16 protein-coding genes are annotated in these 23,206 nt (G+C 54.8%); 11 read left to right on the top strand and 5 right to left on the bottom strand.

Annotated features, from left to right (window positions below):
- The first annotated feature begins 8 nt into the window (after window positions 1–8).
- The 6 genes from RBR41_RS00950 to RBR41_RS00925 all read left to right on the top strand — a co-directional run bounded on the left by RBR41_RS00950 (window position 9) and on the right by RBR41_RS00925 (window position 8,074).
- Window positions 9–320 carry a (2Fe-2S)-binding protein gene (locus tag RBR41_RS00950; RefSeq protein WP_320350261.1) on the top strand — a complete coding sequence of 104 codons (312 nt, stop codon included), beginning with the start codon at window positions 9–11 and terminating at the stop codon, window positions 318–320.
- The gene (locus RBR41_RS00945; RefSeq protein ID WP_320350260.1) at window positions 313–1,701 is read left to right on the top strand and encodes an FAD-dependent oxidoreductase; all 1,389 of its coding nucleotides are present in this window, start codon (window positions 313–315) and stop codon (window positions 1,699–1,701) included. The genes RBR41_RS00950 and RBR41_RS00945 overlap by 8 nt, the downstream gene beginning before the upstream one ends.
- Window positions 1,702–2,003: 302 nt before the next feature.
- A complete protein-coding gene (locus RBR41_RS00940) occupies window positions 2,004–3,506 on the top strand; it encodes an aldehyde dehydrogenase (RefSeq protein ID WP_320350259.1) in 1,503 nt (500 codons plus the stop codon).
- Between the two features lie 71 nt (window positions 3,507–3,577).
- A complete protein-coding gene (locus RBR41_RS00935; RefSeq protein ID WP_320350258.1) occupies window positions 3,578–4,585 on the top strand; it encodes a proline racemase family protein in 1,008 nt (335 codons plus the stop codon).
- A gap of 865 nt (window positions 4,586–5,450) precedes the next feature.
- Window positions 5,451–7,019, top strand: coding sequence for an APC family permease (locus RBR41_RS00930; protein ID WP_320350257.1), 1,569 nt, complete (start codon window positions 5,451–5,453; stop codon window positions 7,017–7,019).
- Window positions 7,020–7,588: 569 nt separating this feature from the next.
- On the top strand, window positions 7,589–8,074 hold the full coding sequence (locus RBR41_RS00925; RefSeq protein ID WP_320350255.1) for a YbjN domain-containing protein: 486 nt from the start codon (window positions 7,589–7,591) through the stop codon (window positions 8,072–8,074).
- 194 nt (window positions 8,075–8,268) lie between these two features.
- Here the strand turns inward: RBR41_RS00925 and RBR41_RS00920 are convergent, their stop codons facing one another.
- The 5 genes from RBR41_RS00920 to RBR41_RS00900 form a co-directional block, all read right to left on the bottom strand.
- Complete coding sequence (locus RBR41_RS00920; RefSeq protein WP_320350253.1) at window positions 8,269–9,342, bottom strand: 3-oxoacyl-[acyl-carrier-protein] synthase III C-terminal domain-containing protein; 1,074 nt, start codon at window positions 9,340–9,342, stop codon at window positions 8,269–8,271.
- Window positions 9,343–9,782: 440 nt separating this feature from the next.
- Window positions 9,783–13,856, bottom strand: a complete 4,074-nt coding sequence (locus RBR41_RS00915) for a hypothetical protein (protein ID WP_320350252.1) — start codon at window positions 13,854–13,856, stop codon at window positions 9,783–9,785.
- Window positions 13,857–14,336: 480 nt separating this feature from the next.
- The gene (locus tag RBR41_RS00910) at window positions 14,337–15,632 is read right to left on the bottom strand and encodes a fatty acid--CoA ligase family protein (RefSeq protein ID WP_320350251.1); all 1,296 of its coding nucleotides are present in this window, start codon (window positions 15,630–15,632) and stop codon (window positions 14,337–14,339) included.
- Window positions 15,629–16,315: an SDR family oxidoreductase gene (locus RBR41_RS00905; RefSeq protein ID WP_320350250.1), complete on the bottom strand. Its 687-nt coding sequence runs from the start codon at window positions 16,313–16,315 to the stop codon at window positions 15,629–15,631. Before RBR41_RS00905 ends, RBR41_RS00910 begins: the two co-directional genes overlap by 4 nt.
- 1 nt (window position 16,316) lies before the next feature.
- On the bottom strand, window positions 16,317–16,616 hold the full coding sequence (locus RBR41_RS00900; RefSeq protein ID WP_320350249.1) for a hypothetical protein: 300 nt from the start codon (window positions 16,614–16,616) through the stop codon (window positions 16,317–16,319).
- Window positions 16,617–17,029: 413 nt separating this feature from the next.
- On the opposite strand from RBR41_RS00900, the gene RBR41_RS00895 reads away from it, so the two are divergent.
- From RBR41_RS00895 to RBR41_RS00875, 5 genes are all read left to right on the top strand, one after another.
- Entirely contained in the window at window positions 17,030–18,214 is a 1,185-nt protein-coding gene (locus RBR41_RS00895) for a ketoacyl-ACP synthase III (protein ID WP_320350247.1), read from the top strand.
- A 10-nt stretch (window positions 18,215–18,224) separates the two neighbouring features.
- On the top strand, window positions 18,225–20,018 hold the full coding sequence (locus RBR41_RS00890) for a DegT/DnrJ/EryC1/StrS family aminotransferase (protein WP_320350245.1): 1,794 nt from the start codon (window positions 18,225–18,227) through the stop codon (window positions 20,016–20,018).
- Between the two features lie 76 nt (window positions 20,019–20,094).
- Window positions 20,095–20,400, top strand: coding sequence for a hypothetical protein (locus RBR41_RS00885; RefSeq protein WP_320350244.1), 306 nt, complete (start codon window positions 20,095–20,097; stop codon window positions 20,398–20,400).
- Window positions 20,401–20,496: 96 nt separating this feature from the next.
- The gene (locus tag RBR41_RS00880) at window positions 20,497–21,405 is read left to right on the top strand and encodes an HDOD domain-containing protein (RefSeq protein ID WP_320350242.1); all 909 of its coding nucleotides are present in this window, start codon (window positions 20,497–20,499) and stop codon (window positions 21,403–21,405) included.
- A 43-nt stretch (window positions 21,406–21,448) separates the two neighbouring features.
- Complete coding sequence (locus RBR41_RS00875) at window positions 21,449–23,125, top strand: GGDEF domain-containing protein (protein ID WP_320350241.1); 1,677 nt, start codon at window positions 21,449–21,451, stop codon at window positions 23,123–23,125.
- Window positions 23,126–23,206: the final 81 nt, after the last annotated feature.

The raw sequence follows: 23,206 nt of genomic DNA, 5'->3' as shown, positions 1-23,206 counted from the left end.
GGACAATCGTGTTTGTCAAAACTACCCCTTCTGCGGGCAGGCAGGTGACCATATATTTTGAAGGCCAACCCCTTGAGGTTGAAGAAGGCATATCCGTAGCCGCCGCTGTACTTGGCCCGTCGCACGGCTGGACACGCACCACCCATGGCGGCCACAAACGCGGTCCATATTGCCAGATGGGCGTTTGTTTTGAATGCCTCATGACCATTAACGGCGTTCCCAACCAGCAGGCCTGCCTCGTTCCTGTGGCTGAGGGCATGCGGGTGAACCGCCAGAATGGGGTTCCCGACTTCGGCAAGGAGGGCTGCAACCATGCGTAGCATATGGGACGTAATTATTGTCGGCGCTGGCCCCGCAGGCATGTGCGCGGCCATCGAAACAGCACGCCAGGGGCTGCACACGCTGGTGCTTGACCGGCAAAGCGAACCCGGCGGCCAGATATTCAAAAGTGTCGGCTCCTCTGCCCTCGTTAACCATCTTGGTTCAGACTATTCTGCCGGTCTCCCGCTGGTGGAAGAATTCAAGAACTGCGGCGCGACGTTTCTGCCCAGCGCCAATGTGTGGGACATAGCCCCGGACAGGGTATATTTCAGCGCACAGGGCCAGAGCCGCTGCATGACTGCCCGGCAGGTTGTACTCGCCACAGGAGCAATGGAGCGCCCTGTTCCGCTGCCAGGCTGGACCCTGCCCGGAGTTATGGGCTCCGGGGCTTCGGATATTCTGCTCAAATCAGCCGCACTGTTGCCCCAGGGCCCTGTGGTGCTGTGCGGCAACGGCCCGCTCATCCTTCAGGCTGCGGTGCATATGCACCACTTCAAGGTTCCTGTGGCTGGCGTGCTGTTCACGGGCAGGATCAGCAACCTGCTGCGGGCCATGAAACATATAACCGGAGCCCTGGCCCGTCCCGGGTATTTTTTGCACGGCATCGGCATGGCCGCACAAACCGTTTTTTCGCAAAAATGCACCTTTGCCGTTCGCGACATCAGGCTGGAACAGGTTGAAACAGAACGTCTTACAATCAATTTCACCAACATGAGCGGCAGCAAAAAAAGCCTCCAGGCTGCAACAGTGCTGCTGCATGAAGGCGTCATTTCTGAAAGCCGCATTACCCGCCTGGCCCGATGCCGCCATACCTGGGATGAACGCCAGCGCTACTGGCATGCCAGTGCCGATGAATGGGGCCAGACCAGCGTGCCCGGCATACGCACGGCGGGCGACGTGGCTTGTGTTCGTGGCGCTGTAGCCGCACAGGCTGAAGGCCGACTGGTTGGCCTGGACGTTTGCCACGAACTGGGCCGCCTGAACATGAACGAACGCAACCGGCTTGCAGATTCCCACATGAGTATTGTCAGGCGTTGCCGGGCCTTGCAGCCCTTTCTTGATGAATACTTCGCTCCCACGCCATCCCAGTTGCAACCGGCGGATGATGCCGTGGTTTGCCGCTGCGAAGAACTCACAGCCCAGGAACTTCAACAGACCATCAGGCAAGGGTGCTTTTCGCCAGATGGTCTCAAGGCCCAGGCCCGCCCCGGCATGGGCACCTGCCAGGGCCGCATGTGCGGACAGGCAGTGGCCGAAATGATCGCCCATACTCAGGGGCTGCCGCTGGATCAGTTGCCGCAGTATACGGCCCAACCGCCGCTCTTTCCCCTGAGTCTGGGTGAGCTGGCGGACATGCCCATGCCCCCTGACCTCAGCTAGAGCATTGAACATTTGAAATGCTTGCTTACGGCAGACAAAACCTGCCTGCTCACATTTTGCGGCAAGGATTTTCAGGAAAATCCTTGCAGAGCAGTTACCTCATTTTATTCGTAAACTGCTCTAGAACGGGTTTCTGTCGAGAACATGCAGTATCAACGTTTTCGACATGCCCGCTACAGCGCTAACAGCGCAGACAAACTGCGCGAGTGCCTTCACGGCCGGCGCCTGCCCACGCAGCCGCCTCAGTGATTTCACAATGAAATTGCTCTACCCGCAAAGGCTTTTACAAGAGGAGAAACCCAATGTCTCAATTCCTTACCTGCCAGGAGTACGAAAATCTGGCGGCCGACCTGAAATATCCTACCCTGGCCTTCATTGGCGGTAAGTTTGTTCCTGCCGTTTCGGGCAAGACCTTTGCCACCATCAACCCCGCTACAGGCAAAGAGCTGGCCCAGGTTGCAAGCTGCGGTAAAGAAGACGTGGACAAGGCCGTGTCTGTGGCCCGCAAAACCTTTGATTCCGGGGTGTGGTCCAAGATGCACCCCACGGAACGTAAAAAAATATTTCTCAAACTTTGCGGCCTGATGGAAAAACACATGGTCGAGCTTGCTGTGCTTGAAAGTATCGACAGCGGCAAGCCCATCCGCGAAAACCTGTGCACCGACCTGCCTGAAACCATCGAATGCCTGGAGTGGCATGCCGAATTCAGCGACAAGCAGTACGGCAGCACTTCGCCTTCCGGCAACCTCAAGCGCGGGCTTATCGTACGGGAACCGGCAGGCGTTGTTGCCTGCGTACTGCCCTGGAACTTTCCTCTGCAAATGGTCGGGTGGAAGCTTGGCCCCGCTCTTTCCGAAGGCAACAGCGTCATCATAAAACCCGCCAGCGTCACCTGCCTTTCAACGCTGCGACTGGCCGAACTGGCGGCAGAGGCCGGGGTTCCCGAAGGCGTGCTTCAAGTGTTGCCCGGCCCCGGCGGCCTTGTGGGCGAAGCTCTGGGTCGGCACATGGATATCGACGTTCTTTCGTTCACCGGCTCCACCGATGTGGGCCGCCGCTTTCTGCAATACTCCGCCGAAAGCAATCTCAAGCGCGTGGTGCTGGAGCTTGGCGGCAAAAGCCCCTTTGTGCTGCTTGAAGACTTTACCGACTTCGAGTTCGCCGCAAGCCATGCCTGCTCCGCCGCATTCTGGAATATGGGCGAAAACTGCACCGCCAATTCGCGCATTATCGTGCCCGCCAGCAAAAAAGACGCCTTTTTGGACGCTTTTGTGGCTAGCCTCAGTGAATGGCGGATGGGCAACCCCCTTGATCCCGCCAATGCACTGGGGTCAATGGTCAGCGAGCAGCAGTTCAAGACTGTCATGGACTATATTGAAAAGGGCAAGGCCGAAGGCGGGCGCATTGTCACGGGTGGCAAAGCTGCGGCCATCGGCAGCGGCCTTTTCATCGAACCCACGATTTTTGACAACGTGAAGCGCGATGCCACAGTGGTGCGCGAAGAGATCTTTGGCCCTGTTACGGCCATCCTTACAGCCTTTTCTGATGAAGAAGCGCTGACCATGGCCAACGATACCTGCTACGGCCTGCACGGCTCCATCTTCACCGAATCGCTGACCAAGGCGCACGCCTTTGCCAGCGAACTCAAAGCGGGCACCGTGTCCGTCAACTGTTTCAGCGAAGGTGACAATACAACGCCCTTCGGCGGATACAAACTTTCCGGTTTCGGCGGCAAGGACAAGGGACGCGAGTCTCACGACCAGTACACCGAGCAGAAAACCATATTCATAAATCTTGACAGGTAGCCACGACAGGCCTGGCCAGTCCGCCGGATGCGTAACTGGCCAGGCCAAGCCATAACTCAAGAGGAGCCGCCATGAAACTGTCTCACATGATCCAGACTATTGACACCCATACGGCCGGCAATCCCACACGCAATGTGGTGGCTGGTTGCCCCGCCATTCAGGGAACAACCATGCAGGAGAAAATGGCCTATGCCAGAGAGCACCTCGACTGGCTTATAAGCTCTCTCATGCTTGAGCCGCGCGGGCACAGCAACATGTCAGGCACCATATGGGTGCCTCCCTGCAATCCTGAAGCTCATATGGGCATACTGTTTATTGACGCCGGCGGACTTATGCCAATGTGCGGACACAGCACCATAGGCTGCGTCACAGCCATGCTTGAAAGCGGAACCATCGTTCCTGAAGGCGAAGTGTGCAATGTCAATATCGACACCCCCGCCGGTCTGGTACGAACCAGAGCGGAAATGAAGGACGGCAAGGTCACTCGCGTAACCTTTCGCAATGTGCCCTCTTTTCTGTTCTGTTCCGGCACGGTCGACGTGCCCGGCATAGGTGAGGTGCCCTATGACGTGGCTTATGGCGGCAATACGTATGCCATCACTGACGCCAAATATTTTCCTGGCCTGAACCTGCGCTCCGGCTACCGTTCCGCCATTGAAAAAGCCGCCCAGGCATTCGGTGGAGCCGTGCGCAAGGCTGTGGACTTCAAGCATCCGGAACAGCCCTTTATCAATGTCATCACCCACGTGATGTTCTACACCACACCTGACGATCCCAAGGCCACGTACCGTAACACAGTGGTTTTTCTGCCAGACTCCCTCGACCGCTCGCCTTGCGGCACCGGCACTTCCGCACGCGTGGCTTCACTCTTTGCCAAGGGCGAACTGGGCCTGAACCAGGAGTTCGTGCATGAGAGCGTCATAGGCACCCAGTTCACGGCAAGAATTGTGGAGCCAGCCACAGTGGGCCCCTGCAAGGGCGGTGTGCCGGAGGTCAGTGGAACCGCCTATCTTACTGGTTTCCACAAGTTTGTCATTGACCCTTCGGACGCGCTTGCCAAGGGATTCAGGCTGGACTAGGGCAAATGACCATTTGAGCTGTGTATCCACAGTTCTTATAACATCCCGTTAGCTGCGGCGTCAGCGCGGACAAGCCGCGCTGACGCCGTCACCACATGTGCCAGCTCCACACAGCCGCCAGATAAAATCCAAAACGCGATACTCTGACGCGATCTGCCTTGAAAAACTGCACGGCTTATTGGGATGAAATGAATACGCAGGAAAAGTTGAAAAGCGCTTGTGGTTGCCGTTTTTTCACGCACTTCCTGGCATGTTACAGCACGTCTCTGTTTTCTTCGCAGGCTTTGCGCCAGCATGCTCGCCATTCTCATTCCCCTTGGCGCAAAGCCTGCACATTTCAAGCCGTTTTCCCTGCGCCATCTCCAAATTTTGCTCGGCATGACACTGTGGGAGAGGCACAGGCAAGTGTTCCGCCACAGCCAGCACGGCAATAAAAATGATGTGCCGCCAGCCCATTGGAGCAGACAAACTGCGCGTATGCCTTCACCTGAGCGTCTGCGCTCTCGATTGCCAGGCCAATTTCAAGGTGGGTTGCTCCTTGTTTTATCGCAACACCGGGGCGGGGTGCGTCATGTCAAAGAGTGCTTACGCAAAGCATATACAAAATAGTACCAACACACATCATTGTTTCAAATAAATACATTTGTAGCATTTTGCTGCGTTGCAACAAATCGGCACTTATGAGTGCAATTTTATAATTTAATAATTGCAGGTAGTTTCATTGTGGCAACATTTTTGCACAACATGCAATCAGACAGCGCTCAAGCACAGGAGATTTCACTTCAATGCGGTTATTGAGTGGGGAAAAAGTTCACGACTGGCTTAAATAACACCGGATACCCATAGACAGCGGGAGGAAGATTTTATGGCTGAACAAGGGAAATTCAAAAAAGAGTTGAATACCACAGACCTCACGTTTGTGGCACTGGGGGCTATCTTTGGGTCCGGGTGGCTGTTTGGGGCAAGCTTTGTGGCGCAATATGCGGGGCCTGCCGGAATCATTTCTTGGATCATAGGTGGTATCACAGTATTCTTTCTTGGCCTTGTATACTGTGAACTTGGCGCGGCTTTGCCCAAGGCTGGCGGCATCATCCGCTTCCCTGTTTTTTCTCACGGGGAGCTTGTCGGGTATTTGCTCGCCTCACTGACCGTCATCGCCTTTTCAAGCCTCATCGCCATCGAAGTGGTGGCCGCACGCCAATACGCTGCGGCCTGGCTGCCCTGGCTCACGGCGGACGCCTCCGGTTCACCGACTCTGGCAGGCTGGATAGCCCAGTTTTTGCTGACAGTCTTTTTCTTCATAATCAACTATAACGGCGTTAAATCATTCGCTATCGCCAATAACATCATCAGTCTCTTCAAGTTTGTGGTTCCCGCGCTGGTGATGGTTGTTCTGATGTACTATTTTAAGCCGGAAAACCTGACGGCGCATGGTTTTGCACCATTTGGAGCTCACGGCGTGCAGATGGCGGTAACCGCCGGGGGCGTCATCTTTGCCTACCTTGGCCTGACCCCTGTGGTATCGGTGGCCAGTGAGGTAAAAAATCCCCAGCGCACCATTCCCATTGCCCTGCTGCTGTCCATCGTGCTTTCCACCATCATATACATTGTCCTGCAACTGGTTTTTCTGGGCAGCATTCCCCCGGATATGCTTTCTGAAGGCTGGAGCAACATAGCATCAAAGTTCTCGCTTCCCTACCATGACATCGCCTTACTGCTGGGTCTTGGCTGGCTGGGTATCCTTGTGGTGGCCGATGCGGTCATCTCCCCCGCCGGAACCGGTAATATATATATGGTCGCCACTCCTCGGGTCATTTACGCATGGTCGCGAAGCGGCACGTTCTTTGACCGTTTTTCAGCCGTGGACAAAAAATCGGGCATTCCCCGCCCCGCGCTTTGGCTTACTCTGGCTCTTTCCATATTCTGGACCATGCCCTTCCCCTCTTGGAAAGAACTCATCAACGTGGTCTCCGGCGCCCTGTGCCTCAGCTATGCGCTTGCCCCCATCGCCTGCGGCGCGCTGCGCATAAACGCCCCTGATCTGCCCCGTCCTTTCCGTGTTCGCGGGCTGGAAATCATATCGCCGCTGACCTTCATCATTGCCTCCCTTATTGTGTACTGGTCGGGATGGAGCGTCATTTGCTGGCTGTTCCCCATCGAGATAGTGCTGTTTGTTGCCTACATTCTCTCCAGCAAAAAAGTGCCGACCCAGCACGTGAGCCTGCAGCAGCAAATCAAGTCATCCCTTTGGCTTGTGGGCTATTATGTAATGACCTTGATCATTTCCTATCTTGGCTCCTTCGGGGGAAAGGGAATCCTGACCTCGCCATGGGATGTAATCGCCATGGGTCTCGTGTCATTGGTTTGTTATTATTGGGCTATGAGAACATGCCTGCCAACGGCCAATATCACCGAAGCACCCGACGCTGATTAACACTTTTGCGTCCACCCTTAACCCATGCGCCGGAGCTTAACGCTTCGGCGCATGTTTTTGTTCATGCGACAAGGTTGCGTGATTCAATCCCGCTTAAAACGCATCGATACCGCGTTGCGACACATAATAACTAAATGGCAAAATACGTTGCGCAAACAACATTGCAATAAAATTATAGTTGACAGATACAGGGCGCTTCACAACACTCAGTACAATACAAATATGTTTGTTTTACCCTATTAGCCTGTTATTTTAACTATTTCCACGTAGAAAACTCTATGCAACATGACGCTTTTAAAATGATAAATTTATGATATAGTGTGTCCACGCTATTTCGCCGTGAAATTGCGCAGACAACGGCGGAGCAGGCGCTTTCCGTAAAAAGGCCGCTCAATCTGTTTGCGCTGCTCAACACTGAAGCGAGTGTGTTCAGGCTTTGAGGATGTATATTTTCAAAGTTTCTCTTCGCCAAAAAGGATGCGAACAGCTTCCACGTTCAGGAAACATTTTCGTATCCACACGAACCGCAACACTAAACGTATGTAGAAAAATACTGCTCAGGAGTTCATATGAACAAATTACTTACCTTCGCGCTGGGTGTCTGTCTGACATGCGTTCTTGCCAGCAACGCCATGGCCAGCAACGATATTGTCACCGCCTCCGATCACGAGGCAGTACTTGAGATAGCCAAAGGTTTTGGCAGCGCAGAATTGAGCGTAGCGAGCAAGGGAACCCCCGTCCTCAAGGGCCGTATGGAAGGCACCAAGTACGCCATATGGTTCTCCGGCTGCTCTGAAGGCAACAGTTGCAGCGCTTTGCAGTTTCTTGGCGTGTGGAAGATCAAGAATTTTTCGCAAGAGAAGATCAACACCTGGAATACACAAAAAATGTATTCCAAGGCGTACATTGACAAAGACGGAGACCTCATTCTGGAAATGGATGTCTTCATGCGCTATGGCATGACCAAAAAAAACCTGGAAGAGGTGTTTGACCTGTGGCAAACGTCACTCAAACATTTTTCACGGCAGCTTTCCCAGGGGACACAGCCGAACTAGGCCGCCCATTTCGTAATCAGCCATAAAAAACCGGCCACATGGCCGGTTTTTTATGGCTTTTCAAAGGCGACTGCCCTTTCAAGGTTCACATGCTCTAAAACAAGAATTTTAGGGGATAGGGGCGGGAGGAGCCCCTTTTACAAAAAGGCCCCCCCACAAAGCATTCCACAAAGCCGTTTTGTCCAGGGCTTGTGCTAGCGGCTGTATATTTGCGGCTCAAGGCAGCAGGGCTGGCGCAGACGCATCTGGCACGCTCCCCACGAAAGGCCCACGCCAAAGCCCTGCAAGACGACGTTCAGGTCTCTTTGGCGGGCCACCGAGGCCAGTTCACCGCAGAGCACGCCGGGAATAGACGCGGAATTCAGGTTGCCGTAGCGCGAAAACGTGGCCGAAGGCGCTTTTTGCAGGGGAATGGCAGATTTTTTCGCCACCGTTTCAACAATATACCGGTTTGCCTGGTGCATGACGAAGTAGTCGATTCCTGTGGTCTCGCAGCCGGAAAACCGCATTAGATCGCGCAGCAGTTGGGGCTGTTCGGCCATGGTGAACGAAAAAATGCCGACGCCGTCCATATGCAGATCATCAAGGGAACGGACGCTTCCGTCATCATACGCCTGCTCGGCTCTGGTCGCTGTGGATGCGGGCATGCGCGCGCCGCCCGCCGGAATGTAGAGCTTGTCCAGCTCACGCCCGTCGGCCCGCAGGACAAAATACGTATTTTCCGCATCCGGGCAGTACCGAACCCAGGCGGCGCTTCCCGCATCCCCAAAAATGGGCGCTGTGGTGTAGTCCTTTTTGTTTGCCGCGCGGGAAAGGGTGTCGCCCGCGCAAAGCAGCACGCCGCCATTGCCCGAGGCGCGGGACATCATGCCAGCCAGCCACAGGCCGTACACAAAACCGGCGCATCCCTGACAGACATCAATGGCAACGGTTTCTTTGGAAAACCCAAGGGCAGCATGGAGCACGTAGGCGTTGCCCGGCATGAGATAATCCGGGGTCTGGGTGACGGAAATGATGGCCGTGACATCCTGACGGTCAATACGCATTTCCTGCATGAGCGATGTGGCGGCCTGGCGGCACAGATCGCTGGCTGTGGTGCCGGGTGCGGCAATGCGCCTTGAATCCAGCCCCAGCCGGTTCTGAAGGCGGGCCAGCTGCGACCGGTCATGGCCCCAGTACTGCGGCTCGTCTTCAAGGCGCTGTATATTTTCACCCAGCACGACGGAGCAGCCTGCAAGCTCCACATTGTCCAGCATGTAATTGCCCATACCACTCCATCCAGGTTGTGTTGCAGCTGCCAATCCTGGCAGATAAACGATTGAGAATGTGCATTCCCAAGGTTTTCGTCATACACGCTTCGGCGTTTACCAGTGCAGATATCCTGCGTTTGCGCCTGTGCGCCAGCGCCAGCCTACGCAGCCGCCAATACCGTTTCAACGTAAAACTTCTCTTATAACATAGCGTACTTTCATTAAATATGAAAGGTGACAAAAGGCGACAGGCCTGTTTGAGGCATAAAAAACGGCCCGGTACTGTCCGGGCCGTTTTTTATCTCATCTGACGCCTGATGCGGATTGCCGGTGAGACCACGCCCGCTCAAAAATTACGGCTTGCCTGTAGGCCTGTGGCAACAATGGCAAATCCGCTTGCGCACTTATGATGAGCGCCAGGTCGTGCAGCCGACAGAGCAAGGCTCTGTGCAAGGGCACTAAACACCGTGTTCCATGCTCATCTGCACATACATGGTCTCGCCGCTTTCATTGTTGTATTGCGTGTAGGTTTCGCCATTCAACACCCTGGTTTCAGCGCCGGCTGTCCATCCCGAATCAACCAGGGAATCCCCGGATTCGGTTCTGACGAAAATGTCGGTATTTTCATGGGCACTGTTCTTCATATCGAACAGACGGTCCAGGCTGCTGCTGTGGGCAAACAAAGACTCATCACCCGAGCCGACAAAATCAAGCAGGACGCTTTCATAGCCGTCACCCACATCGCCGATATTGTGCATGGTCTGGTCAAACCCGTCCTGATCGGGGTTTTCCGCGCCGTTGAACCGGACAAAGAGCAGGTCATGCTCCCCGGTGGGGTTATCGTGGGCGCTGAAGTCATGCTCATAGGCATTGGGCACCAGATCGGTTCCCGCATCGATAACGCGCACGATAATGCCGAGATCGCCAATACTGTCATGGATCAACTGGTAGGCATCCGACCCCATATCCACACCTTGCAGGATGATTTCATTGAAATTGTGGATATTGTTTTCAATAGCGCCGTTTTCAAACCAGCTTTTATAATACTGCATGAAGGTTTCGTGGTCAGGCGCGGAAAGGATCAGCAGATTATAGCCCTCGCCGCCGTCGATGGTAAGGCCGTTCCACGAGCCGATGTCCATCGCGCCGTTGAGCTTCACAATATCATCGCCGCCGCCAGTCTGTATGGTGACGCGTCCGGTGCCGTCAGTGACAATACCGCCGTTGATTTCAACGTAATCTCCGCTATTACCGACTGAAACTATCTGCACATAACCATTGTTGATGGCTTCAATGGCTATGCCGTTAGTCATGCTTTCAAGGTCAGTACCAACCTTGGCTGAGATGATGACCTTCAGGCCTGCATCCGAAGTCCCGCCCAGTATGGCATTGGAGATCGACACGTTTCCATGCCCGTCCGCATGAATCCCAACGCTGTGGTGGGCGTCTGTCGCCTCGATATTGACGTCATTGGAGACGATATGCACACTGCTATGTTCAACTGCGGCAATACCGGTACTGCTGGACGTGCTGCCTGCCTCGGGGTTGCCTGTGGCCTTGACGGTCAAGGAGTCCGCCCGGATATCGACTGCGGAAGGTGCCTGGTATGTATTGCCGTACGAAGTAACTTCAGCGCTGTTGGCCAGAATTCCCGTATTGTGCCACGCACCTTCGGCTGAAACGGTCAGTTGATTGACGGCATCAAGGTCGTATCCTGCTGTATATCCAAGCGCTGTTGTGTTCGGCACCTTGTTTCCAGACCCATCATCGCGCCACAGGTTATCTTCTGAATCAGAAATGATGGCGAATTTATGGCCGCTGGCTTCGATGCCCACACTGCGGCTGTCAGCAGAAAGACCGGTTCCGGCTTCCACTCTGGCGGTGATTTCCGCTTCTTTGGCTCCAAGCGCCAGAACGTAGCTGGAGCCATTGTTGGTAAAGTAACCTCCGTTATCGTCCGGATAAAGAGCGTAGCCGGCGTAAATGCCTGTGGCAGAAGTTGCGCCGCCATTATCTATGGCTGTCACGTTTAGCGTAAACCGCTCATCCGCGCTGATGACAAAGGTTTCCTTTTTATGCGTGTGGGTGGCATTGATGCCGATGATGTGGTTTATGGCTGAACTGCCGTCCGCCCCCACCGTACCGCTGATATTGATGTTCTTTCCGGTGATGGATGATGATGCCACCACAGCGGCATCTGGAATATATTCAAACTGACCGGCGGGAAATGCCGTTGCCCCGTTGTAGTGCACCACGGCAATATTTTCACCGTTGGCGTGTACTGAAAGGTTCACGTTCCCCTGTTCTGCATTCAACGAGGCCGTGCCGTTGCTTATCTCAAGGGCGGAAACCCATTCCTGACCTGAGCCTGTGGACGAATGCCTGCCCTGCATGGCCACATCCACATTGATGTCGCCGCTTCTGGAAGTAATGTTCACATCGCCGAACTGGGCATTGATGCCTGCGGCCTCAAAACCACCGTCCTGCGCGCCCAGATTCAGGCTGACATTCACATCCTTTTCAGCTTGAATATCCACAATAGTCTGCTGGCCGCGATTGGAGGTGAAATCCTGACTGTATCCATATTGGTCAGGCCCGAATTTGTCTGCCAGATATTGGCGATGAAGGGCCGAGATATACTGGTACTGTTGGTATGCTGAGGAAAAATCACCTTCGCCGGGCAGATCGTTGCCCCCCAGGCCAACGCCGGAAAACACGCCGAAAAAGCTGGAAGAATCGTCCAGCGATCCGCTCTCGATCCTGTTATTCACGACAATGTCAACATTGCCATCAACAGAAGTTATGTTGACGTGCCCGTTATCCGTGGCGGCAACCCCGGCAACTGCGGTATTCACCCCTGCCGTTCCCGTCAGGCCCGCGCTGACCTGTACATCACCTGTGGTGGCGGTGAGACTGACCTCGGAATGATCGAACTCCCTGCCTTCGAAAAAACCTGCGCTCCCTGTGGGCGTCCCAGGAGTGCCGGGATTTATCAGTACGCCGCCATCGGCGCGCACACCTGTGATGACTACGCTGCTGGCAGCGGATCCGGCCGCCACGGAAGCAGCGCCCACAGAAACGCCCTGCGCCTCCAAAGAAACATTGCCTCCGCCTGTGGCGTAAGCGCCGCTGACATAGGCTGCGCCGTCCGCTGAAAAACTGGGCTGATCGCTTTCAGTCTGGACGATCAAATCGCCGCCAGTCACCCGAGTTTCGTTCTGACCAGTCGTGCCCTGGGCGGCCACGGTTGCCGTTACGTTTGCCGAATATTCAGTGGTATCTTCACCCGCGTAGCCCGTCCCGTAAGAACTGTCGCCAAATCCAAGCAGCGGTTCGTGATGTTCCACATTGTTGAGTACGGTAAAATTGTCATTATTGCTGATGCGCAAAGAGCTTGTGCCCGACTTGAGGTCAATCTCAAACCTGGTCTGCGCGCCGTCAGCGGTAAGCGACGTTTCAGTGAGCTGATAGTGCATTTCGCGGCCACTGCCCGCATCATACGCGCCTTCGCCCGCCGGAGGATGCGGCAGTTTGATGGCCGCGGCGATATCAGACGCACTGGCGTTGGTAAAATGCGCGCCGTGCGCTACCTCGCCAGCCCAGGTCTGGTCTGTTACCTGCATGTCGGCATCTTCCGGCTCCTTCCAGACAATGGATGTCATATCATTATGGTCAGCGCTGGAAGCAACCCGCACACCATGACTGACCTGCTGCCCATGGGCGTCAGTGAACACCAGGGTGTAGTTTTCAGACCCAGTAGCACCACCGCCCACGTCGGTAAGCGTGAAAACAAGTTCACCCTTTACAGGATCATACACAGCCTGGTAGCCGTCCAGATCAAATGTCCAGGTTCCGTTGGGGTTGGCTGTTCCGCTATAGCTTATACTGCCGTCAAAATTGGTGATGGCAAGGGTTTTACCCGCCACGTCGTCACCGGCAAGGCGCGTCAGATCAAGGTGAACCTCTGGATCGTCCTGGCCGTCAGCGCCCAGAAGCGCCACATTGGAGTATTTGAGGGCATATTGCACCGGGGGCTGCGGCCTGTCGCCGCCGTTTTCGCCGCCGTTCCCGCCAGGGCCAGGAGCCTGTCCCAGAGCTGCCGCGAGCAGGGAATTCTGCGCGCCAGGATCGCCGAAGCCGCTCTCCGTGCCCATTTCATGGGCTACCCCGTCCAGATGATCCACGCCATCGGCAAGTTCGCTTCCGCTGAACTCGTTATATCGGGATGAGCGTTCAGCCGTGGAAGGCCCCTCGGCAGGCGCAAGGTCAGGCCCAAAGGCTTGAAAAAAATCTGCCCCCTTGACGAGTTGCCCGTCCACTTCAAAATCCGGGGTATTGTCTTTACTGTATTCAGTATAAAAATCAGTAATATTGATACTTCCACCATCTTCAAAGCGGAATACAAGAGCAGTATCGGCTTTTTCCAGAGTAATCTGGCTGGCAGAAAAATCCACAACAAAGGTAGCCCCATTCACAGAAGAAACCGTAGCCTGCTGGCCGGCAGCAGGACGCATAAGAGTAATAGTGTTCATTTTGCCCCCGAAAATTTTGGCGTTTGCGACGAATGACACAAAGCACGACCTCCAGACTACAATCTGAAAATTGCGCGCAACCGTCATAGTAATTGGGACTGTATGGGGGAGGCTCGGAGGAAAATCCGAGAATCCGGGGGAGGCAAGAATCCACCCCCAGTCAGCAGATCATGAAAATCACAAGCAGCTAACTAATGAAGCAAAACGAAGGGGAATATATAAAGATTCCACGCTTCGGTCAGTGGTAATAAAAACCAAACTGTTTTTCTTAGTTGTAAGATAGGCATTTTAATGAGACCCGTCAACTAACAAAAATGATTCTCAATTAACGCATCTATAATATATGTGCCATCATAGACTATAAAAAACAGGACAGCAGATATTATGCAAAACATACACGTGTGATATCATTATGGTAAACGCGTCTGCCATTTTATTTCCCATACCATAACAAATATATGTGTCAGCTGCTGTTTCGTATTATACCTGCTTGAACCTGTGCCCTGTGGGCACAGACCCGACCCTGATCCGCAGGGGGCGCGCATGGGGAGGCAAAACCTCCCCCAAGTGCCGCCGCAGAGCGTCAATGGACAGCTCCACTCCCTCGCCCGGCTGGCATAACAGCTCCACATGCATGCCTGTCAAAGGGTTGGACGCGCCCTTTGCCTTGGCCTGCCTCACGCCAGGAAAAGAAAGCGCCGCGCTTTCTACTTCGGCTGGCAGCACCTTCAGCCCTCCGACGTTGATCACACTGTCAGCCCTGCCCACAATGCGCAGCCACGGCCCGTCAATTTCCACCAGATCTTTGGTATTGAACCAGCCTTCAGCATCAAAGGGCGAAGGCGCATTAAGGTATCCCAGCATCCGGTTTTCGGCCCTGATGTGCAGTTCACCATCGCGGACGCGGCTTTTCACGCCTTCGCCGCCGATCTGTATCCAGAGTTCGTCGCGCTTTCGTGTGCGCACCCGCAGGATGCCCAATTCGGACATGCCATACGTCTGCCGAAAGTCCACCTGCGGCAGAAGGTTTGCAACGGCTGACAGCGTGCTCTGATCCATCAACTCGGTGCCGTAGGTGACAAGTCGCAACGACGGCAGTGCGGCCTGGTTCAAAAGACCGCTGTGAACGAGCATGCGCAAAAACGTCGGGGTTGTGGGCAGCAATTGGACGTCATGACGCCGAATGTCCTCAAGCACGGCGGAAACGGTGCGGGCCGTCGGGCGCACCACCAGCCCATCATTGTACAGCATATGAAACAGCGTGTTCAGGCCGCCGACATGGTCGAAGAGCAGGAACCCCAGGGTGGTCCATGCCGGGCGCGGCGTGGCAAAGCGGGCAAGAAATTTATCAAAATCGTGCACAATGGCCTTGGGCATGCCGGTGCTGCCTGATGAAAAAAGAATCAGTCCGGCATGGCCCCGGGAACGCAGCCGGTCCAGCAAAGGATGGGCGGTCTGCCGCTCTTGCCGCCGTACAAGCTTGCCTTCGGCCATGACAACGTCGACATGCCCGGATGCAAAGCAGTATTCGTGCTGCGCGTGGTTTGCCGCCACCAGTGGCATGATGATGGCCCGCCTGTCCACAAGGGTCAGCAGGTTCCGTATGCCCGACGCGTCAAAGTCTCCCACAAGGGCCACCACGTCACCGGGGGCGACCCCCTCACATTGGCTTGACGCCTGCGCCATATCGGCAAGACTGAGGCTTTCCCCCGGCCCGATCAGGAAGGGGTGACGGGGGTCAGCGCTGCGCTGGCAGAGTTCGTGATACAGGCTCACACGCCACCCACATGAAGGCATTGGCCGGAGATCATGCAGCTCACGTCATCCAGCAGCCAGCGGACGGTCTGCCAGACGTCGTCAAGGGCGCACTGGCGGCGAATAACCTGCCGTTCCACCAGAGCGTCGAGTTTGCTCTGCGGTACTTTCGCCGTGAGTTGCGTGGGGATGGGGCCGGGAGCCACCGCATTGACCGTGACGCCCCAGGAGGACATTTCGCGCGAAAAAGCCCGCGTGAACCCCTCCACACCGGCCTTGGCGGCCACATAGGCGCTCTCGCCCTCAAGCCCCAAGGCCACGGCAATGGATGAAAAATTTATGATCCTGCCGCCTTTGCGGCGTGCCAGCAAGCGCCCGGCCTGCGCCGAGCAGTACATGGTTCCGAGCAGATTGACCTCCACAATACGGCGCATGGTCTCTGGCGGCGTTGTCACGGCAAGGTTCATTGACGCAATGCCTGCGGCATTGATGAGGCCCCACAAAGGCACATGCCGCAATCTGGCAAAACAGTCGGCCACCTGATCCGCCTTGGCGACATCGCAGGCAAGCGTTTCGCACGGCAGGTCAGCAGGGGGCGTGCGGCAAAGCCCCGTCACGTCATATCCCTCCTGCATGGCACGCATGGCCAGATGCCGCCCCACTCCACCACTGATGCCCGTTATAACCACATGCCGTTCCGCCATGTCACTTCTCCTGCCCAAGCGTCGGCAAGGAACATAGGTATTCTGCCAGGCTGCCAATAGTCTGGTACGGGCTGTTCTTTGCTGACATCATACTGTCATGCGTCCATGTGAAGTGTCTGTTGTTCTCTGTACAATAATCTTCCAGAGCCAGCATGAGTTCCACCAGCATCAACGAAGAAAGTACGCCCCCCTTGCCAAGAAGGGGCGTTTTTTCGTCAATCTGCGGGGTCTCCCCCCCTTCTTCGGACAGGATTCGCACTATGGCGGCATGGATAAAATCCAAAACGTCTTTCTGCATCATTTGCAATAACTCTCTATTTTGTCATATACTAGGGGCTGTTTCTAAATTAATGATTTTGCGCCAAGGGCAAGGAAAAGGGCTTTTTTACGAAAGGAGTGTACTTTTGCGGTACATGACGAGAGTAAAAAATGGCCTTTTGACGCAGCCAATTGGACAAAAGAATTATTTAGAAACAGTCCCTAGAGATAAAAAATGGCCTGGGCAGCAAATACGTTACCCATCCTCTTCCCTTCGCAGAAGAAATATGGTCATGTGGCAAAAGCTCTTGTTCATACAGTAAACCGCAATAAAAGTTGCCAGTTACAAATACTGGCAAACAGAGCCCCACTGAAAATAAAGTAAAAAAGACATTCCTTCAAATGGCAAGCGCGGAGCCGCCTGCGGCCTGCCCCCGCAGCCCAGAGGAAAGAAATATGACCAATACACGTTTTACGCACGCGGCCCTTGCCGCCATAAGCTCCGTGGTAGCCGGACATGCGGTGTCCGTTGAAGACGAGCTTGAGTATTTTTCAGACAATCCCGCGCAAGCCATGCGCTTTACCGATGTCAGCGGGCTGCGCACACGCCGTAGGGCCGATGATGACGTGACGGCATCGGACATGTGCGCTCAGGCGGCACGCGCCCTTCTGCGCCAAACCGACACCCCATTAAGCGATATCGGCGCTGTTTTTTTTGTCAGCCACAGCGCAGACTACCTTTTGCCCGCGAGCGCCGCCATCTTGCAGCACAGGCTGGGCCTGCCGCGCCACTGCGTGGCCATGGACATGAATGCCGGATGCGCAGGCTTTATAAACGCCCTGTGGATGGCGGCAAGCCTTGTGGAGTCACGTGCCTGCAAAAAAGTGCTTCTTCTGGCCGGCGACACTCCGGGGCGCTTTCAGCCTGCCGCCAACAGGGTGGTGGGCCCCATCTTTGGCGATGCAGGAACAGCGGCACTGGTTGCCTATAGTGAATCCCCCTCGCCCATGAGTTTTGCCTTCGGCACAGACGGCAGCAAACATGAGGCCCTGGTTATTCCCGGCGGCGGAAGCCGCATACCCCAAAACGCTTCCGAAGGCGCGGACAGTCCGTTCAACCAGACAGTGTGCGACGACAAGGGCAATCCCTGGACCCTTGGCGGTCAGAGCGCCATCTGGATGGATCCCATGGGCATATACACCTTCAGCACCTCTGTCGTGCCCCCGCATATAAAGGAACACCTGCAACATGAGGGGCTTGAGCCGCAAAATGTGGACAGGCTGTTTCTGCACCAGGCAAATAAAATCATTGTTGACTCCATTGCCAAAAAGGTCGGCATACGAAAGGAAAATGTCCCCACCGAATCCCTGAGCCTTTATGGCAACCTGGGGGTCGCGTCCGTTCCCGTTCTTGTTTGCGCCCACTATGCCAACAAAGGATCCGCCCCTGTGGCTCAAGGACACGCAAACACTATGCTTTGTTCGTTCGGCGCCGGTCTTTCATGGGGTTCGGCAATACTTTCCCTTGATAAAACAGTGGTTTTGCCAGTATGCGATTACATAAAAGAAGAAAAAACCGCGTCGCGAACCGAACGCATTGCCTACTGGCACAAAAAATTTTCAGGACATGCCCCCAAATGAGGGAATAGATATGATTATTGATCCCATTCTGCCCCAGGGCCCTTCCATAACGCATCACGAGATCGAGCACGTCACCTCCGCCTGCGCTACCGGCTGGAATATGAACTCCGGCAGCTATATCAGTGCATTCAGGCAAACGATGGCCCGGATCACCGGACAAAAACACTCCCTGGCGCTTTCAAGCTGCACCGGGGCCATGCATATCGCCCTGAACGCCCTTGGCCTGAAGCCGGGCCATGAGGTGCTGGTGCCGGATCTGGCGGATTTCGCCGTGGCGGCCAGCGTGACGTACTGCGGAGCAATCCCGGTTTTTTGCGATGTGGACCCCGACACCCTGTGTCTTTCCGCCGAGGATGCCGCCCGCAAGATCACGCCCAACACCAGGGGCCTGATCGCGGTGCATCTTTACGGGCAGCCCTGCCGCATGACGCCACTGATGGAACTTGCAGCCCAAAACGGTCTGTTTGTCCTTGAAGACGCCACACAGGGCATGGGAAGCAGCTATAATGGCCGTCCGGCGGGGTCATTCGGTCACTTCGCCGCATTCAGCTTCAAGGGCAACAAATCGGTTGTCGCCGGTGAAGGCGGCATGCTGCTCACGTCAGATGATCTGCTTTTTGACCGTGCGGCACGGCTGGCAGCCGGAGGCCGTTCGCCCGGCAACCCCTTTGTGTATGATTTTATAGGATTCAACTACTCCATCTCGGATCTTCAGGCGGCTTTGGGTTTTGCGCAGATCAGCCGCCTGGACGACCTTATAGCCAAGAAAAAAAAGATACATTCGTGGTACAGGGAGCGCCTGGCCGACACGCCCGGCATTCGGCTGAACCCTTTGCCGCAGGACAGCCAACCAAGCTTTTTGACCAACCTTCTTTTCATTGACGATCAGAATATCCCGCGCAGCAAAATGATCATGCAATTGCACGCAAGCAACATCCTGGCCGAGCCTGCGTATTTTCCCATTTCCTCAATGCCCATGTTCAAAGAGGCGCAAACGCCCGTCGCCTACGCCGCGTCGGTCAAAACCGTCTGCCTGCCCAGCGGCCATAACCGCACAGAAGAAGAAGTGGACTACATTTGCGCGGCCATAAGGCAACTGCTCACGGAACCGGGGCGCGACAAGGCTGAAGTGCCGCCGTCCGGCTGGCTCAAATATAAATCAGACACATTGGAATTCTTTGCAGAAGCCAAAAAGCACGGCTTTAGTATTCCCTTTGAGCATAATGGGCATTCCTACGCGCTTAAAGCTGTAACCGCAGCCGATATTCAGGATGCGGAACTGATCAAAAAAATCGCCAGATGGCGTGAAGAAAGCTCCATTGCCTTTCTTACACGCACTACCGTGACAGAAGAAAGCATGCGTCAGATCTTGAATAATTACATTACTGCCGTGCGTGACTACATTCTATTTTTTATTACTGAAGGCGAACATCTGTACGGCCAGGTGGGTCTTAATGATTTTGCCTTTCACAAACATGAATGCTGCATTGACGGTCTGTATATTGAAGGCCACGCCCCCAAAGGGCTTGCGGCAGCCGCCTGCGAAACCATATTCACATGGGCGGAAAAATCGCTTAATATTATTAATATTTTCAATCATGTGGTGGCAAGCAATAAAAAGGTACGCCTTCTGGCGGCGGCCCAGGGCTTCAGGGAGATAAGCCGTACGGCCCTGTACAGGGAAGAAATCCCCGGCGGTGAGATATTCCGCCCCATGTACATGCCCGGGCACGATACCCCTGACGAGTACCTGCTTATTTGCAAAAAAACCCTCAGCAGCAGTAACACGCCTGGCACTGAATAACATTCAGGCTCTTTGCGGTTCTTGGTTTCGTTGTTGACGCCCACAGCCAACACACTGAAAAAAAGGATATTTTATTATGATCAGCCAGGATGAAATTCATAAAATACTTGCGGAAGCCCTTAAAATTACACAGGAAGGCAGCGAAGCTACCCATAAATACAGCCCTTCCATGTCGTTAATGGGCGTTGATGGCATACTGGATTCACTTGATACGATGCTTTTTTTGGATAATATTGATGATCTCCTTACGAGAAAGATGGGAAAGAGTGTTGCCGTGGCCATGGATTCGGCCTTTGAACACGAAGAAAACCCATACCGGACCATGCAGTCGCTGGCTGAATATCTGACGTCAGTTCTGAATGGCGAAGGCGGGCAAGAATAGGCTTCCCTGCGTATCATCCGGTCCCGGCATACCAGCAGCATGCTTGATGCCGCCCTTTGCGCTGCTCTACGGAACTCTAAAACGGGATGATTAGCCATGCAACCTCAAGAAGACGCCCGCGCGTGCCTGCAGGAACTTCAGCAAAAGCCGCCGATGCTCCCCTTTGAGCCGGATCTGCTCCCCATGCTGTTTGCCGCGACGAAAAACAGCACGGCCACCCCGGCCAAGGGGCTGGTAACGCTTATCGAGAGGAGCCAAAAACTGACAGCCCGCGTCCTTGCCACGGCCAATTCCGCGGCCTATGGTCAGGAATTCAAGGTATCCACCCTCCATCGCGCCATAAATATTGTGGGCCTGAAAACCATAAGAACGCTGGTGGTTATGGTGGGGATGGCCTCCGTCATCAAAGGGGCAAGCCTGCCCAAAGGCTTTGACGTCAAGGGGCTGTGGAAGCACGAAATGGAAACTGCCGCCATTGCCAAGATTCTGGCTGCCGAGTTGGGCGGGCCTGACGGCGCGTGGGGGCCTTCCGCTGATGAAAACAGCCGTCTGGTCATGGACCCGGACGAAGCGTATATCGCCGGTCTGCTCCACGACATCGGCAAGGTCTTTTTTGCCGCCTGCCGCCCGGCACTCTGGGAAACCATGACAGCCACATGCAAAGAATGCGGCCGCCAGTATTTTGAGGTCGAGAACGTCTACTGGAGCATGGACCACGCGCTTATTGGCGCGGTGGTTTTGTACCAGTGGAAGCTGCCCCTTATACTGACCGAACCCATCAACTGGCACCACGCCCCCGAACAGGCGCCCACGTGCAAGCTGGAAGCACAGCTTCTTGCCGCCGCCAACATTATCGCCCGCAATCCGCCTGACGCCGAAGGAAGGCTCTGTGAAAAAGCTGCCGTGCTTTTGCCGGAGAACTGCGACCAGTCCGCCATCGCCGAGGCAATAGCGCTATATTTTGCCACCGCCGATGCTGAAGCTTTTTCTACCTTTGATGCATAGCCTGCGCGCCGCATAATCAGCAAGTACATTTCCTGAGGCAAGGATGCAGATAGAGCGTGGACTTGATAAATTACTGCACGGTCAGTATGAAGAGGCGCTGGAGGCATTCTGCCCGTCCAGCACCTCATCTCAAGCTGTAAAGCTTTGCCAGATAACCAAGGCCCTCGCGGAAGTAAAAAGCTACGCGGCGGAACTTGCAAAGGGGAATCTTTCCGTTTCTCCGCCTGGGCCTTCAAACCCTTTTGCCGCCGAATTCAAGACGCTGCATATGAATCTCAAGCGTCTTGCCCGGCAAATGCTGATGGCGACGGCGGGCTATCCCGCGTTGCCCGGCAACTATATGGGCGATCTGTCCGAAGGGCTTGAATTTGTCATAAGCCAGGCAGCCACCCTCAAAGAGCAGGCCGAGTACGACAAAAGCCACGATGTGGAAACCGGCCTTCTCAACCGCAAGTCTTTTGTGCGTTCGGTTCGCGATATCCTTCATGAGCAGCCCGACAACATCGGGGTGCTTTTTTGCTGCGAGCTGGACAATATCAAGTACATTAACGACGCCTACGGCTATGACAATGGCGACCTCTACCTGAACAAGGTCGCCGAGGTGCTGGAGGCATGCACCTATGGCACAAGTCTGCTTGCGCGTCTGGCGGGCAACGAGTTTGCCGTGTATGCGCACGGCTTCAGCAGCGAGGCTGATGCCTTCGGCTTTGCGCAAGGCTGCCTGAAAACTCTGCTCAACACCCGGGTTCTGCTGCGCGCCGACGAAGTATGGATACGGGCCTCAAGCGGCGCCGCCGTCTACCCGCACGACGCTCTTGAAAGCGACACCCTCATGAATTGCGCCTATCACGCGCAGTTGGAGGTCAAAAGCCGCAACAGGGGAACCCTGATGCGGTTCAGCCCCGAGATATACCGCACAAAGGCCAATGTTTTTGGCAGGCAGGAAAAGCTGAATGAACTGCTTGACGGCAAGATGCTCCGCTTTGCCTTTCAGCCCATTGCAAGCCTGCATGATGCCAGGATCATCGGCTATGAGGCGCTGATGCGCCCGACAATACCGGATTTTTCCAGCCCGTTGGACTTACTGGCGCTGGCCGAAAACCAGTCCAAGCTCCTCCAGCTTGAAAAGATCACGTTTGAATTGATTTTTGAATGGGTCTACAGCCACCGACGCCTGCTTGGCGAAAGAAAGATTTTTTTCAACACCATCTCCACGCATTTTTTCAATGCGGCGAAATTGCGCGCCATTCACCCGAAATATAAATCCATATGTAAAAATATGGTCTTTGAAATCCTTGAAACGGCCACCGTGGAAAGCTCGCTGGCACAGCAGGTCAAAGATTTTCGTACAGAAATGTCCACCCAGGTGGCCCTGGACGATTTTGGCTGCGGGCATTCAAACATTCTCAGGCTCATCAATCTTTCACCTGACATTCTGAAAATCGACCGGTTTTTTATCAAATCCATCCACAATACGTCAGCATCACAGAAGGACCTTCTCTCGGGCCTGCTGAACTATTGCCGTTCAAAAGGGATCCTGAGCCTTGCCGAGGGAGTGGAAACCTCTGACGAGCTTGCCAGCGTTATCCGCATGGGCTTTGACTATGTTCAGGGCTACTATCTTGGCCGCCCAGAGATGCACCTCAACGAGCTTGATATGAAAATCCAGGATGAAATAATGGATTTTCGCGAAAGGTTTTCGCCGCTACGCCGTGCCTGAGCGCATGACGGCGAACCTGCCGCAGAAAGCCCCAATATTACGGCCCGGAACGCCCGCGCGTTCCGGGCCTTTTCATGGGTT

Origin of the sequence: Desulfovibrio sp. (assembly GCF_034006445.1) — a bacterium.
Classification (GTDB): domain Bacteria; phylum Desulfobacterota; class Desulfovibrionia; order Desulfovibrionales; family Desulfovibrionaceae; genus Desulfovibrio.
The sequence above is the reverse complement of the archived record's forward strand: the minus strand, read 5'-3'. Positions and strand labels throughout refer to the sequence as shown.